Here is a 15,874-nt window from a genome sequence, read left to right as displayed (position 1 = left end):
AGGTATTTATACTCTGGTTATCGGGGCGTTATTGCCCGTGACCAGCGGAGCCGTGTGTGAGCGAACCTGCGAACTATTCCGAACAGCCGGTCATCGGGCAGCGTTGCCCCCACGATTACCAGACCAACTGCGGTAATTGTCGCCTGAACAGCATCTGCCTGCCGCTCGCGCTCGATTTCCACGAAGTCGAGCAGCTCGACCGTATCATCCAGCGCAGCCGGCCCCTTCAGAAAGGCGAGCATCTCTACCGCCAGGACGAAATATTCAGCTCGGTCTACGCGGTACGCTCGGGCAGCGTAAAGGCCTATTCGATCACCGACAATGGCCAGGAGCAGGTGACCGGGTTTTACTTCCCCGGCGAAATTCTCGGCATGGACGGCATCGCCAAGAACAAGCATGCAAGCTCGGCGTTCGGCACGCAACAAGCGCCGCAAGCTCTCGGCCGCGAATTTCCGCCTGCCGATGTCGCGTACCGATATCGGCAACTACCTCGGGCTGACGGTCGAGACCGTGAGCCGGGTTCTCAGCCGCTGCCAGAAGATGGAAGTGCTGGGGGTCGACAACAAGGAGATCACCATCATCAACGCCGACGGTCTGCGCTCCATCGCGGACGGCAGCGAGGCTCTCTGATTTCCGCGCCCAGGCGCCTGCCGAGTTGTCTTGGCACGCTGGAAGGGCATTCTGTTTTTGCAACGATACGAGCACCAAGATGATAAATCACGCTGCAGGCCTGTTGTTCAGTCCCACTCGCGAATGGCAGAAAATCGAAGTCCGCGGGGACCGCGGCGGCAACATCTTCTACTTCCTGGTGCTGGCGTTGCTGCCGGCGGCCGCCTGGTATTACGGAACCACGCAGATCGGCTGGAGCGTCGGCGATGGCGAAGTCACCCGGCTGACCGCTGCCAGTGCGTTACGACTGATCGTGTTGTTCTACCTGGCGATGGTGATATCGATCGTCCTCATCGGCTACTCGATCCACTGGATGGCCATCAGCTATGGTGCCACATCGAGCCTGCTGCGCGGGATTTCAGTCGCGGGCTTTACCGCCACGCCATTGCTCCTCGGCGGGTTGATCGGTTTCAGCCCGGTGCTGTGGGCGGCACTGCTGATCGGCATCGTGACCGTGAGCTGGAGCCTCTATCTGCTGTATCTCGGCATCCCGATCGTCATGCACGTTCCCGAGGACCGCGGCTTCCTGTTCGCGAGCGCCGTGGTGGCCGTGTGCCTGGTCATCCTGATCGGGATCATGGGCGCCAGTGTGATCCTCTGGGACATGGGCTTTGCACCCGAGTACACCAACTAGCCGCTCACGGGACACCCTTCGCCAGCGGATCGGTCTCGAACCCCATGGACCACCGATATTGGCAGTCCATGGCGGACAAACCATGGGCCAGGCGACCTGCGCATGACTGAGAACAAAACAGACGCCAGCAGATTCACCCAGCATATGGGTGTTGTTTTCAGCCTCCTCGCGCTGCTGGTGGTGACGGGCTACGTGTTGGTGAAGCAGCCGCTGCGCGCAATACAGGGAGATTTCCAACTCACTCTGCAACGCCAGGGTGCACTGGATGACGCGCTGCATCATGTCGAGGCCGCACAACTGGCACAGCAGGCTTATCTGCTGACCGGACAGGAATCATACCGCGCAACGAGCATCTCGGCACTGGATGCGCTGGGTGGCCGCGCAAACGCATTGTCCCGCCCTGGCGGCGCAAAGCAGCCCGGTCATGCGACGCCGGAACTTTCCGCGCTGGTGGCGCAGTTCGGCGCCGCACTGGAAGCACAGGCGCACGCTTACCAACTCGGCGAGTTGCCGACGCAAGCACTGATGCAGATTCCCGAACCCGCGGCGCAACAGCTGGTGACCGTGATCAAGGGCCAGATGAGCCTGGAACGGGAGAAACGCGATGCCGAAACGCTGAAATTTCGTCGCAACGCCATCTGGGGCATGATCGGCCTGGTGGTGGTTTCGCTGCTGGCCATCGCCATGACCTTTCGCGATCTGTACCTGCTGCGACGCGAGATCGACGCGCGCACCAGGGCCGAACGCGCGCTGGAGCGCGCCAATGAGGAGCTGGAAAGGCAAGTCGAGGAGCGTACGGCGGCACTGTCCGCGAGCGCTGAGCGACTGCGTCACAGGGAGGCAATGCTCAACGATGCCCAGCAAGTCGCGGCGGTGGGCAGCATGGAATGGGACCCGCAAACGGATCAGATGGACTGGACCGACGAGCACTTCCGGCTGTGGGGGCTCGAACCGGGTTCGGTGCCTGTAACCAACGAGCTATTGTTTCAGTCGGTACACGCAGATGACGTCGTAAAAGTGAATGCAGCCTGGCAGGCTGCCCTGGCAGGCAAGCCGAAATATGACATCGTGTACCGAATTCACCGCGCCGACGGCGAGGAGCGCTGGATCCACACCCGCGGCAAGATGTCACTCGATTCGCGCGGCAAACCCGTGCGCTTCTCGGGCACCGTTCAGGACATCACGGAACGAATGCGGCACGAGACGCGTATCCGCGTGCTGTTGGAGCGGCTGCAGCTCGCGACCCGGAGCGCGAACATGGGCGTCTGGGAGCGCAATGTGCAGACCGGCGAGTTGTTCTGGGACGACATGATGTTCGAACTGTATGAGATGAAGCCCTGCGAAGCGCAACAGATCCATCGGGAATGGCGCGCGCGCGTTCATCCGGATGATGTCGATGCGGCGGCGAAATCCGTGCGTGACGCTTTGCTCGGCGAGCATTTCTACAACTCGGAATTCCGCATCATCCTGTCCGATGGCGCGCTGCGCTGGATAAAAGCCCGCGGTGGGGTGCACCGCGATGCGACGGGCCAGCCTTCGCACCTGATAGGTGTCAACTGGGATGTCACGGAGATGAGGAATGCGCAGCTCGAGGCCACGCATAGCCGTGATCTGGCGGTACGCGCCAATGCTGCCAAGGATATCTTTCTGGCGACCATGAGCCACCAACTGCGCACGCCCATGAACAGCGTGCAGGGGATGCTGGAACTGCTGAGCCTGACGCCGCCTGGCGCATCGCTGACCGAGATCGTGGGCGCCGCGACCGAAGCAAGCCACAGTCTGCTGCGTATTATCGATGATATGCTCGACCATGAAAGCATCGTTCGCGGCACTCTCGCCATCCGCCTGAGCCCGGTTTCCATCGCCGCCCTTTTGCAGCATATGCAGACCATGTACACCCCGTTGGCCAAGGCCAGCGGGATTACCCTGACACAGCACTCCGACCCGCACCTGAGCCCCGCCCTGCTGACGGATCCGGCGCGCCTTTCCCAGGTGCTGTTCAACCTGATCGACAACGCCATCAAGTTCTGCCCCGGCGCCAGCGTGGACCTCCGCGCAGAGTTGATCGAGACCGGCAGCGACTGCGACACCCTGAGCATTACCGTCGCGGACACCGGCTGCGGCATGGATGAACAAACCCTGCGCCGCGTGTTCACTGACGAGCAACCGTCGGACCTGAGCGCCGCGCGGCTCGAGGGTGGCGCCGGATTCGGTCTGGCACTGGCCCGCAAACTGGTGCACCTGATGGGTGGCACGATCACTGCCGACAGCTCACCGGGACACGGCACCAGGGTCCGCATCACCCTCGACCTGAACCACGCCGCAGACACCGGGAGTCCGCCCCACAGTGGCGAACCGCAGGCCACGTCTGCACCCTGTGCAAGCGCGGACACCGCGCGGGTGCTCGGCGTGGACGATCACCCCCAGAATCGCAAGTTGCTGGCGCACCAGTTGATGCAACTCGGCGTGCAACTGGAGATGGCCGAGAACGGTGAGCAGGCCCTCGGATTGTGGCGCGAAGGTCGGTTCTCGGTATTGCTGGCGGATCTGAACATGCCCGGCATGGATGGCTTCGCGCTGGCGCGCGCGATCCGTGAGATTGAAGCCAAGGGCGGGCTTCCCCGTACCCCGATCATTGGCTGGACCGCGAATGTGATTGACGGCACGCTGGAGCGCTGTCACGCCGCGGGGATGGACGAGGTGCTGAGCAAACCCACCTCGCTCGATACGCTGAAACGCACGCTGGACAAGTGGGCGCAGCCTGGGCAATCGGCGTCAACGAGCCCCGCGGAAGCCGCATCCGCCACACTGGCGACACCTGCCGCCGGTGCGGCGGCGGTGGACACTCGGGTGCTCGAGGCCCTGGTCGGCGATGATACCGAGGTCCTACGCGAGTTCCTGCTCGATTTTGGTGACGGCGCCGCAAGCATCGCGCGTGAAATCGCCACCGCCAGTGCCCAGACGCAGGCACAGGATGCCGGTTTGCTGGCACACAAGTTGAAATCCTCCGCCCGCGCCGTGGGTGCGCTGGTGCTCGGTGATCGCTGCGAGCTTATCGAACAGGCGGGCAAGGCCGGCGATAACCGGGCCGTGGCAGAACTACTGGCCGACTTCGATCGGGAGTTGGCGGCGGTACAAGCGTATATCGACCAGAACTGGGACAGGAAAGCGAGCAATTGAGCGGCATTCTTGGCTACCAAGGGCGAGTGTGGCAATGCCTTCTTGAAGGAACCTGATGTATTTCCGCTGCTCTAATGCTATAACACACGAACGGCGTCGGGAATGCGAATGCGAATTGCTCCGGAAATCGTGCTGACCGACGAGGAGCGAGCGGAGTTTACTCGCTTGGCAGGGTGTCCAGAGTTGGTGGGCAGGATCTACGTCTGCGCCGTAGTGTATTCACCAGCGTACCGGAACTGGTCAAAGCGATCGATGAATACATCGTGCATCACAACACCAAACCCAAGCCATTCATCTGGACCAAAAGCGCCCGCGGCATCCTGCAGAAGGTATGCAGGGCAAACAAGCGCTTAAGTTCCAAAAGGAATACAACACTACGCTGATATGGAGAACTGGAGAACTCATGATCGATACCCCGTCGCTGCGCGTTCTGATTCTGGATGACGAGCCATTCATGCTGAAGTTGCTCGCTCACCAGTTGACGATCCTTGGCTTCAGCGAGATTATCACCTGCGAGAACGGCTTTGCGGCGCTCGCGGTCATCGACGCCAGCGGGCCTGCAATCGGGCTCGTTGTTTGCGATCTGAGCATGCCGGAAATGGACGGTGTGGAGTTTATCCGTCACCTCGTCGCGCGGGATTTCCAGGGCGCCTTGATCCTGGCAAGCGGCGTCGATATCCGCATCCTGCAAGCGGCCGAACAGCTGGTGAAAGCGCATGGCATGACACTGCTTGGCGTGCTGCAGAAACCGGTTTCGCCGCAATCGCTGAAACTGCTGCTCGAGCAATCGTTGCCGAGTCTTCCGCGCAACCACATCCGGTCGCGCGCGGTTTTTACTGCGCCCGAAATCCGCGACGCAATCGATGACAAGCAGTTTATCAACTACTATCAGCCAAAAGTGGGAGTCCCCGGCGGAGAATTGCTCGGAGTGGAAGCGCTGGTGCGATGGAAGCACCCGATAAGCGGGCTGATTTACCCGGACCAGTTCATTGCCGAGGCCGAATCCCACGGCCTCATCGATGTGCTGACGAATCTGGTACTCGCAAACGCACTGAGCGATGCCGCTGCATGGCGCTGTTCCGGGCTGGCGCTGCCGGTCGCGGTCAATATTTCGATGGACAGCATGAGTGATCTGGACTTTCCGGACCGGGTGGCGCAACTGGCTGCCGACGCGGGCGTGACGAGCGGCGACATGGTGCTCGAGATCACGGAGTCGAGGGTGGCGAGAGATGCCCGTACCGCACTCGATGTTCTCACCCGGCTGCGTCTGAAGGGCTTTTCCCTGTCGATCGACGATTTCGGCACCGGGCATTCGTCCATGGCTCAGTTGCGCGACCTGCCGTTCAACCAGATGAAGATCGACCGCAGCTTCGTGCACGGGGCCCATGGCAACAGCACCACCCGGGCAATCTATACTTCGAGTCTTGCAATGGGCAAGGAGTTGAACCTCGATATAGTCGCCGAAGGGGTCGAGACCTTCGCGGATTGGACATTTTTGACGCGCACCGGCTGCCACGTCGCGCAGGGGTTTTTCATAGCCAGACCCATGCCGACCGAGGAACTGCCGAACTGGCTGATGGCGTGGGACGACCGTGTTCTACGGGAACTTTCCAACCCTATTGAAGCTGAAGCTGAATGAGACATGGCGACGACGTTCAATACCAAATCCAGGATACTGATTGCAGCGGACAGCGCAGCCAACGCATCGCTGGTCAAAAAGCTGCTCGAGGATGAATTCGGCACCATAGCGATATCGACCAATCCGGAGCGGATCGTCGAGGAATACCAGGAAGCCCAGCCCGATGTGCTGGTCCTCGCGTTCAACGGGATGGACAAGTCGCAGCGCTATTGCCTTGGTCTATACCGCCTCGGCAGCGAGATCCAGCAACGTCCCATCCGCATCATAATGCTGTGTACCAAGGAAGAAGTGCGCCATGCCTATGTGCTGTGTCGCGATGGCTTGTTCGACGACTACGTGCTGTTCTGGCCGGTCTCGAACGACGCCCCACGGTTGCTGATGGCAGTGCACCATGCAACGCACGAGCTGGCCTCAATGGCCACTCAGCAGCCACGGGCAGTGGAATTTCTGGCACAAGCGCGGCGCCTGGCGGAACTCGAAACCCTGCTTCAGGAGCGTATCGCCGCCGATGACGCGTCACTCGCATCAACCAATACTGCGCTGAAGAACACCGAGCACGATATCAGTGTGGCGCTCGACGGTTTTTCGCGCCGCATCACCAGCGGCGGCATGCACGGTATGCTCGAGGTAAAGGATGCCGCCGGGCTCAAGAGCGAGTTTGCCCACTTCAGGCGCGAGGCGATCAGCGCACCACTCGAGGCGCTGACGCAATCGGTTCAGCCCCTGGCACGGCAGGCAGAGCAGTTTCGCGCCTCCTGCACGCCGTATATGGAATCGATGCGCGCACTCTCTGCGCTGGCCGACCGGGTGCAGCCGACATTGCTGGTGATCGATGATGACGAGTTCCAGTGCAAGCTGGTTGCCAAGGCACTTGAAGCACAAAATTACGAGCTGGCCTTTGCCCACAGTGGTCGCGACGCGCTTGCGATCCTGCGCCGCCTGCGCCCCGACCTGATCCTGCTCGACGTGATAATGCCGCTCATGGACGGCATCGAGATGGCGCGCCAGATTAGGCTTGTCAACTGGCTTGCCAATATACCGATCATCATGCTGACCGGAAGAAGTGACAAGGACACGGTGCACGAATGTCTCAAGGCGGGCGCGAAAGACTATATCGTGAAGCCCTTTGACCGCTCCACGCTGGTGGCAAGAGTTGCGCACGCCTTGGGTACAGCGCCGACGGGCACTTAGCGGTGATTACATATCCGGCCTGAAGGGGGACGGTATTTGCATGGCACACAATGAGTCGCGCAGGCACCTGACCCGATGGGAGTGGGTGACCGTAACCTACAGCGTAGTGGCGATGCTCGTCGGCACACTGGTCTTGGCGGGCTGGATACTGGAGATCGATACGCTCAAGCGCGTGGTGCCGGGTCTTGTCTCGATGAACCCGGTAACGGCAATTGCGTTCATTCTGGCGGGCCTGTCACTCGGGTTTCGTTTTCGAACACCTGACCCGCAGGGCAGCGCTTGGGCGGCGCCGCGGCACGCCGTCTCGCTGCTGGGCGCGGCAATGGTGTCGGGCATTGGTGTGCTCGGCGTGATCAATGCCATTGATGGTGGCGACTGGGGCATCGATCGATTGCTGTTCGCGCAAAGACTCGCCCATGATCTCCCCGGGATCCCCAATCGGATGGCACCCAATACGGCGATCGGCTTTGTTTTCCTGGGGTTTGCTTTGCTCGTGCTCGACCAGACGACTCAGAATGGACGCCGTCCTGCCGAACTCTCGGCGCTCCCTGTGTTGTTCATTGCACTGATGAGCCTGATTGGATACATCTACAACGTCAGGGAACTGTCCGGCATAACTACGTTTATCCCCATGGCCTTGCACACGTCGGTGGTATTTTTGCTGCTCGCGATCGGCACGTTCAGCGCGCGCCCCCACGCAGGAATGATGGGCATAATCACCGGCGACCGCTTCAGTGAAGTCCTGTTGACCCGGATTCTCCCCCTCATAGTCATCGTGCTGACCACGCTGGGGTGGCTTTCCCTCGAGGCGGAATGGCGTGGACTCTTCGGCCACACACGCTTGTCGCGATGCGAACCCTCGCCACCATCATCATCGTCGGCGGGATCCTTGCGTGGAGCGCCGCGTTGTTGCGGCGCGCGGCTGCCGTTAGCCAGCGACTGAAAAATGAACGTACCCGCTTTTTCGACCTGACCCACGACTTGGCCTGTATTGCGGGGACGGACGGGTATTTCAAGCAGGTCAATGCCGCGTTTGTCACGACGCTCGGGTATACCGAGCACGAATTGCTGGTGCGCCCGTTTATCGATTTCGTGCATCCCGAGGACCAATTGGCCACCCGCGCGAAGGCGGATCATCCTGATGAATCGGCGGCGTGGTTTGTGAATCGCTATCGCTGCAAGGATGGCTCCTGGAAAACTCTGTCATGGTCAGCACGTGCCGCACCGGAGGACGGCGTTTTTTATGCTTCAGCGCACGACATAACCGAGTTGCAGGCGTTGCAAAATTCCCTGTACGCTCGCGAGGAAGAACTCGCGATCACGCTGCAATCCATAGGCGATGCCGTATTGTGCACCGACATCCATGGTCGGATCACGCGGCTCAATGTCATGGCCGAACTCCTCACGGGCTGGACGGAGCGCGAGGCCAGCGGCCTCCCGGTCGCCACGGTTTTCCGGATCATCAATGAACGGACCCGCGTGCCGGCGCCGATTCCCGTCCTGGAGACCCTGGCAAGCGGCGCTGTCCGCGGGTTGGCCAATCACACCGTGCTGGTGGCACGCGACGGCCTCGAGCGACCCATCGCGGATAGCTGTGCCCCCATCCGCAGCCGCACGGGTGAGGTGGTCGGCGCCGTACTCGTGTTTCGGGATATCACGGAGGAGCGCCGCGCCGCCCGGGAACTGCAGGATGCGCTTCGGTTTGCCAAGTCGGAAAGCGCCCGGCTGCAAATCATATTGGACACGGTGGTTGACGGGATCATCAGCATCGATATCGAGGGTTGCATCGACGCCTTCAATCCGGCGGCCGAACGCATTTTTGGCTATCACCGCGCCGAGGTGCTCGGGCGCAACGTCAACATGCTGATGCCTGAGCCCGACAGGAGCGCGCACGACGGCTATCTCCGGAATTACCGCGAAACCCGTCAACGCAAGGTTATCGGCACCGGTCGCGAGGTCACTGGCCTGCGCAAGGATGGTTCCCTGTTTCCGATGGAGCTGCACCTCGGCGAAACGAGCGACGAGAGCAGGTTCATCGGGGTGGTACTCGATGTGAGCGAGCGAAAGCGGTTCATCGCTGAACTGCAATCCGCCCGACAACGGGCGGATGCCGCCAATTCCGCCAAGTCGGCCTTCCTCGCCGCGATGAGCCACGAGATCCGCACCCCGATGAACGGGGTGATCGGCATGATCGATGTGCTGCATCAGACCAGCCTGAAAGGCTATCAGGTGGAGATGGTCGGTCTCATCCAGGATTCGGCCGCCTCCTTGCTCACGATCATCAACGACATTCTCGATTTCTCGAAGATCGAGGCGGGAAAACTCGCCGTGGAGCACGAACCGCTCGATCTGGCGCAGCTCGTCGAAAGCGTCTGCGTGATGTTGAACCGCCTGGCTGAAAAGCAAGGCGTCGAGCTGACCGTCTTTGCCGACCCCGCCATCCCTGGCGCGGCGCTGGGCGATGGCCAACGCATTCGCCAGGTGCTGATCAACGTGATCAACAATGCGATCAAGTTCTCGAGCAACCAAGATCACCAGGGGCTTGTTTCGGTGCGGGCCGAATGCGTCCGGGGTGACACCGAGGACATCACGATCGAATTCCGGGTGCAGGACAATGGCATTGGCATGGATCCGGATACGCAAGCCTTACTGTTCAGGCCGTTCATGCAAGCCGATACCTCGACCAGTCGACGATTCGGGGGGACTGGTCTCGGTTTGGCGATCTCCTACCAGCTAACGCAGCTCATGGGCGGCGAGATCCGGGTCGAAAGCACCCTGGGGGTCGGCTCCACGTTCTTCTTCCGACTGCCCCTGCGCTCCGTGCCGGACGCCCCGACAAGCCCTGACGCGACCAGCGATGCCGCCGGGCTGGCGTGCCTGGTCATCGGCACCGCCCACGGGCTGGCACCCGATCTGGCCACCTACCTGGTGCATGGCGGCGCGCGAGTGGAGCGCATCGAGGAGTTGAGTCACGCCCGGGAATGGGCGCGCCGCGGCGCATCGGGTCTGTGGGTGTGGGTCATTGATGCCGGGGATACGCACCCGAGCGTGGCGGAGCTTGAAGCCGCCATGGACCTGCGACTCAATCTGGATGTACGGTTTCTGGCGGTCGTGATCGAACGTGGCAAGCGGCGCAACCTGCGCCAAACGGGTGCCGGGGTTTTCACGGTCGATGGCAATGCGCTATGCCGGCGAACCTTGTTGCGTGCAGTCGCGGTCGCCGCCGAACGCAAACCATTGGCAGAAGAGCCGCACTCGTCGCTCGGTGCAAAATACGGCGAAGGCATCCGGCTGCTATCGCGGGAAGAGGCCCTTCAATGCGGTCGCTTGATCCTGGTGGCCGAGGACAATGAGACCAATCAGAAGGTGATTCGGCATCAACTGGCATTGCTCGGTGTAACCGCCGACATCGCCGACAACGGTTTGGAGGCGCTGGCGTGCTGGCGCCTGGGGCACTATCCATTGTTGCTGACCGATCTGCATATGCCGGGTATGGACGGGTATGAGCTCACGGCGGCGATACGCGCGGAAGAAGGCGACACGGCGCATATCGGCATTGTCGCGCTCACCGCAATTGCGGTCTCCAGCGAATCGGAGCAGTGCCTCGCCGCGGGCATGGACGGATATCTGAGCAAGCCCGCGCGGCTCGAGGAAATCGATGCCGTCCTTGGCAAATGGCTGCCGGCACTGGAGATCGAGCAGCCAGACGCCGCACAAGCCAGCACGGAGCTAGCGCGACCTGCAAGCGCTGCGCACGCGGCTGAACAGCCGGTGGATATCAGCGTACTGCAGGCGTTGGTGGGCGATGATCCGCAGATCGTGCGCGAATTTCTTGAAGATTTTCGGCGCAGCGCAGCGCCGATCGCGGCAGAAATGCACAACGCCCGGCAATCCGGCGAGCTCGCAGGCGTCGGTGCGGCGGCCCACAAGCTCAAATCGTCGGCGCGGACCATTGGCGCACTGGCATTGGGAGATTGCTGCGAGCGCATCGAAACGGCCGCCAATAACGGACAACACGCCGGGATTGACGAATTGCTGCCTCCATTCGACGCGACGTTCGCGGCCGTCAATCAGTTTCTGGATGCTTACTGAACTCTCCGATCGGCTTTCAGTGTGTGCGCTCGACCGAAACGTGATGCGCCGCCGAAACACTGATGCACACCATGGCGCACGTGACGGGCCGGACGGCATGCGTGGCACCTTCGAGCGCGCCGGCGCCGGCATGCTCGTGGCTCTCGGGTCGCGACGGTATTCGCGGCTCAGGACGCGGCGCGCAGCGCTTCGTCCACATCGAGGCCGCACTCGCGCATTTTCGCCAGCTTGTAGCGCAGCGTGCGCGCGCTGATCCCGAGGCGTTCGGCGGCGCCGCTCCTGCTGCCACGAGTATCCTTCAGCACGTTCACGATGATCTGGTATTCGCGCAATCGCAGATCGCTGCCCAGATCGCCGCCCTGCTCACCCTCGGCCAGGGCCGGTTCCGCCGCCGGTGCCTCGGCAAGCGCCGCCGCCGTGAGCGCGGGGAGCGAGCCACGCGGCGGCACGAGACGCAGATGGGGCGCCGAAATCACACAGCCGTTCTGCAGAATCAACGCGCGTTGCAAGGCATTGTCGAGTTCGCGGACATTGCCCGGCCACGGGTGGGCGAGCATCGCGCGCAGCGCCGAATCGTCGAAATACACCGCGCCGTGGTGCATCTTCGCGGCATGTGAACGCACCAGCCGCTCGGCCAGCGGCACGATATCGGCCGGGCGCTCGCGCAGCGCCAGGCAGTGCAACGGAAACACGCTGAGCCGGTAGTAGAGATCCTCGCGGAATATGCCGTCCTCGACACAGCCCAGCAGGTCGCGGTTGCTGGTCGCGATCACCCGTACATCCACCGCGATCGGCTTGCGCCCGCCGAGTCGCTCGACTTCGCGCTCCTGCAGCACCCGCAGCAACTTCGCCTGCAGCGAGGCATCCATCTCGGAAATCTCGTCGAGCAGCAGGGTGCCGCCCTCGGCCTGCTCGAACTTACCGGGCATGCTGGCGTAGGCCCCGGTGAATGCCCCCTTCTCGTGGCCGAACAGCAGCGCCTCGAGCATGTTTTCCGGAATCGCCGCGCAGTTGATCGCCACGAAAGCGCGCTCGGCGCGCAGCGAATGGCGGTGGATATAGCGTGCCAGCACTTCCTTGCCGCTGCCGCTCTCGCCGCTCAGCAATACCGTCGAATCGGTGCGCGCCACCCGTTGTGCGAGTTGCAGCAGCTCGACCGAGCCGCGCGCGACCGCGACCGGGTCTTCCTCGCCGAGCAAGTTGCCGGCACCGTAGCGCGCCACCGCATCGAGCAGCAGTGCCGGTGCGAACGGCTTGACCAGGTAATCGGCGGCGCCATCGCGCATGGCCTGTACCGAGCGCTCGATGCTGCCGAACGCGGTGATCAGCACCACCGGCACCTGCGGATGGATTTCGCGGATACGACGCAGCAGGGCGTGCCCGTCCATGCCGTCCATGTTGACATCCGAGACCACCAGGTCGACGCCCTCCGTGGCCAGCGCCTGCAGCGCCTGGGCACCACCGGCGACCGCGATCACCCGCGTCCCGGCCAGCTCCAGCGTATCGCTGATCGCCTCGCGCAGATCGGCATCGTCTTCCACCAGCAGTATCCGCATGCCACAGATTCTGTTGTCAGCCATGAACACTCGCCTCCGTGACGCCCGCATTGCGCAGCAACGGCAATACCACGCTCGCCCGCGTTCCCTGGCCCGGTCGCGACTGCAGCTCGAGTCGTCCCCCGTGGGCTCTTGCCACCGACCTGACCACCGCCAGCCCGAGCCCGGTTCCCTGTGCCTTGGTGGTGAAGAATTCCTCCTCGATCCGCGCCAGCAGGAGCTCGCTCATGCCCGGGCCATCATCGCCAACGGTGATCACGATCTGCTGCTCGCGGCGCTCGATCGCGAGTCCGAGCACGCAGCCCCGTCCCCCCGCCTCGAGCCCGTTGTTCACCAGGTTCAGCACCGCGCCGATCAGCGCCTCGCGATTGCCCTGCAGCACCAGCGTGGTATCGCAGCCGAGCCGCCACTCGCAGCGTGCCTGCGCCGCCGCCAGCGGCGCCTCGAGCGCGGCCTCGATACCCCGCACCAGCTCCTCGATCGTCACGGCCTGGGTCGGTTGGGCATCGCCGCGCACGAATACCAGCATGTCGCGCACCTGCTGCTCCATGTGGCTCAGGCGCGCCAGGATCCGCGCGGAGAATTTGCGGGTCTGCTCGGGCGGCAGATCCGCCTCGCAGAGATTCGCGGCGTAAAGCATCGCGGCGGCCAGCGGCGTACGGATCTGGTGCGCCAGCGCGGCCATCATCCGGCCCATGGCGGTCAGCCGCTGGTGGCGGCTCAGCCGATCCTGCAACTCGCGGGTCTCGGTCTGGTCGGTCAGCAGCACGACCTGGCCCCAGTCGCGATCGAGCGAGCGGGTCGCCACACTCACCCGGCGCCCGCTGGCAAGCGAGATTTCGTGACCATCGTCGGGGCGTGGCGCAAAGGCACGGCGGATCACGTCGACCCATCGCTGCCCCGCCAGCTCGACCTGCAGCATCTCGCGCGCGGCCGGGTTGCAGTCACAGACCACACCCTGCGGATCCAGCACCACCACGCCGCCCGGCAGCAGGTCGAGCAGACTGCGCAGGCGCTGTGACAGACGCTCCCGCTCCTCGAGTTCGCGCAACCGTGCACGGTCCACCTGGTCGAGTTCGGTGGAAAGCTGCTCCACCCGCTGCTCGAGCAGGCGATAGGAATCAGTGAGTTCGCCCGAGACGCGGTTGAACTGCGCAAAGGCGGCCTGCAATTCGTTGCTGTCACGAATTGCCGGCGCCCGCGCAGGGGCGCTCATGGCACCACCATGGGCAGCGGGATATTGTGTACAGCGTGCGTCACGCCGGGGGCCCTCCGGAATCTTGACGTTTCGCGGAGGCAAAGCAAATCTGATGCCGTATTTTTTTATTCTTTTAATTCAACAGGTTATTGATTGTAAAGTTCAATTCGTCAAGCTTCCGCCGCATCACCCCGATTGAGCAGATCGTATTTACGCATTTTCTCCACCAAGGTCGTGCGCCGCAGCTGCAACCGCTCGGCGGCGCGTGCGACCACCCCGACACAGTCATCGAGCGCCTGTTCGATCAGGCTCCTCTCGAGACCCTGCAGGTACTCCTTGAGGTCGAGTCCGCTGATCGGCAGCAGGCCCGATTGCGAGTCGAGAGCCGCGACAGGTGCCGGCGTACAAGGCACCGCGGGCACATGTGCGAAGTCTTCCTCCGGCTCCTCGACATGGCGAAACTTGAGCGGCAGGTCACGCGCCCCGACCACCGCGCCGGGATAGGTGATGGCCATCCGTTCGACGAGATTGGCCAGCTCGCGCACATTGCCCGCCCACGGGTGCCTGGCGAGCGATTCGATCGCCGAGGAGGTGAAGCTGACCGAGCCGCGTTGTTCGCGCTCGAGCCGCGCGACCAGTTCGTTGACCAGCAACGGCAGGTCCTCGCTGCGTTCGCGCAATGGCGGCATCTCGATCGGAAACACGTTGATCCGGTAGTAGAGATCCTCGCGAAAGCTGCCCTGCGCGATCATCTCGTCGAGATTCTTGTGGGTGGCACAGACGATACGCACATCGGCCTCGAGCGTCTGGTTGCCGCCGACGCGCTCGAAACTGCGCTCCTGCAGCACCCGCAACAGCTTGACCTGCATCGCGAGCGGCATATCGCCGATCTCGTCGAGAAACAGGGTGCCGCCGCGTGCCAGTTCGAAACGTCCGCAACGGGCACTCACGGCACCGGTGAACGAGCCTTTCTCGTGCCCGAACAGCTCGCTTTCGAGCAGCTCGGCCGGCACCGCACCGCAGTTGAGCGGCACGAACGGCCCCGCGCGGCGACGGCTGTTCTGGTGGATTCCGCGCGCCACGACTTCCTTTCCGGTCCCCGATTCCCCCAGCACCAGCACCGTCGCGTCGGTGTCGGCAACCTGCGCCATCAGGTGGCGCACCACCTGCAGCCCCGAACTGATGCCGACCAGCGAACGAAACAGTTTCACTTCCTGCTGGGCACGGCCACGGCTGGCCGCGTACTGCTCGCGGTAAATGCGCGCGCGGTGCATCTCGTCGATCAGGCGCCGGTGCTGCAGTGGCCATTCGAGCCGTCCGATCAGGTTTGCCGGGCTCGCCGACGCCCCGTCGGTGACCTCCTCGCCGCCCAGCAACAGCACCGGCAGCCCCGGGTCGCGGCGCTGCAGTTCGGCCAGCAGCACATCGATGTCGGCCGCCGCCTGGCCGGCGGCAACCAGTGCCATGGTGGGTTCGTTCAGCGCGGACTTTGGCAGTTGCGGATAGGTTTCGTGGTGTTCGCCGAGAAAGCGCAGGATGGTCGCGGCTTCACCGCGACGGGCCGGTTCCGGATCGATCACCAGTATGCGACAGCTGCTTGTCATGCGCCGAGAATCCCCTGCCTGCTGTTATATGCTTGCGGCGAGAGTATAGACGGGACAGACCGGGTTTCGACAGAAAAAAGACTGGCAATGGCAAATATCCAGTCAATAAAA

Annotated in this window: 9 protein-coding genes and 1 pseudogene; 7 read left to right on the top strand and 3 right to left on the bottom strand. The window is 62.7% G+C overall.

Features of this window, described 5'->3' with window-relative positions:
- The first annotated feature begins 92 nt into the window (after nucleotides 1–92).
- The 7 genes and pseudogenes from IPF49_16120 (at nucleotide 93) to IPF49_16090 (ending at nucleotide 11,405) form a co-directional block, all read left to right on the top strand.
- Nucleotides 93–630, top strand: a pseudogene (locus tag IPF49_16120) (helix-turn-helix domain-containing protein).
- Between the two features lie 79 nt (nucleotides 631–709).
- Entirely contained in the window at nucleotides 710–1,303 is a 594-nt protein-coding gene (locus IPF49_16115; protein ID MBK6289127.1) for a DUF1282 family protein, read from the top strand.
- 102 nt (nucleotides 1,304–1,405) lie between these two features.
- Nucleotides 1,406–4,483 (top strand): PAS domain-containing protein, encoded by a 3,078-nt coding sequence (locus tag IPF49_16110; protein ID MBK6289126.1) that lies wholly within the window; start codon nucleotides 1,406–1,408, stop codon nucleotides 4,481–4,483.
- Nucleotides 4,484–4,886: 403 nt separating this feature from the next.
- Nucleotides 4,887–6,122: an EAL domain-containing response regulator gene (locus IPF49_16105; GenBank protein ID MBK6289125.1), complete on the top strand. Its 1,236-nt coding sequence runs from the start codon at nucleotides 4,887–4,889 to the stop codon at nucleotides 6,120–6,122.
- Nucleotides 6,123–6,125: 3 nt separating this feature from the next.
- The gene (locus IPF49_16100; protein MBK6289124.1) at nucleotides 6,126–7,313 is read left to right on the top strand and encodes a response regulator; all 1,188 of its coding nucleotides are present in this window, start codon (nucleotides 6,126–6,128) and stop codon (nucleotides 7,311–7,313) included.
- Nucleotides 7,314–7,353: 40 nt separating this feature from the next.
- Nucleotides 7,354–8,256: a hypothetical protein gene (locus IPF49_16095; protein ID MBK6289123.1), complete on the top strand. Its 903-nt coding sequence runs from the start codon at nucleotides 7,354–7,356 to the stop codon at nucleotides 8,254–8,256.
- A complete protein-coding gene (locus IPF49_16090; GenBank protein MBK6289122.1) occupies nucleotides 8,163–11,405 on the top strand; it encodes a PAS domain S-box protein in 3,243 nt (1,080 codons plus the stop codon). Before IPF49_16095 ends, IPF49_16090 begins: the two co-directional genes overlap by 94 nt.
- A gap of 167 nt (nucleotides 11,406–11,572) precedes the next feature.
- On the opposite strand, the gene IPF49_16085 is transcribed toward IPF49_16090, so the two are convergent.
- The 3 genes from IPF49_16085 to IPF49_16075 form a co-directional block, all read right to left on the bottom strand.
- Complete coding sequence (locus IPF49_16085) at nucleotides 11,573–12,961, bottom strand: sigma-54-dependent Fis family transcriptional regulator (GenBank protein MBK6289121.1); 1,389 nt, start codon at nucleotides 12,959–12,961, stop codon at nucleotides 11,573–11,575.
- A 16-nt stretch (nucleotides 12,962–12,977) separates the two neighbouring features.
- Nucleotides 12,978–14,177 carry a PAS domain-containing protein gene (locus tag IPF49_16080; protein ID MBK6289120.1) on the bottom strand — a complete coding sequence of 400 codons (1,200 nt, stop codon included), beginning with the start codon at nucleotides 14,175–14,177 and terminating at the stop codon, nucleotides 12,978–12,980.
- A 152-nt stretch (nucleotides 14,178–14,329) separates the two neighbouring features.
- The gene (locus IPF49_16075) at nucleotides 14,330–15,763 is read right to left on the bottom strand and encodes a sigma-54-dependent Fis family transcriptional regulator (GenBank protein MBK6289119.1); all 1,434 of its coding nucleotides are present in this window, start codon (nucleotides 15,761–15,763) and stop codon (nucleotides 14,330–14,332) included.
- Nucleotides 15,764–15,874 lie beyond the last annotated feature (111 nt).

Source organism: Gammaproteobacteria bacterium, from assembly GCA_016705365.1.
Classification (GTDB): Bacteria; Pseudomonadota; Gammaproteobacteria; order Pseudomonadales; family UBA5518; genus UBA5518.
Note: the sequence above shows the minus strand (reverse complement) of the source record. Positions and strands in the feature narration are given on the sequence as shown.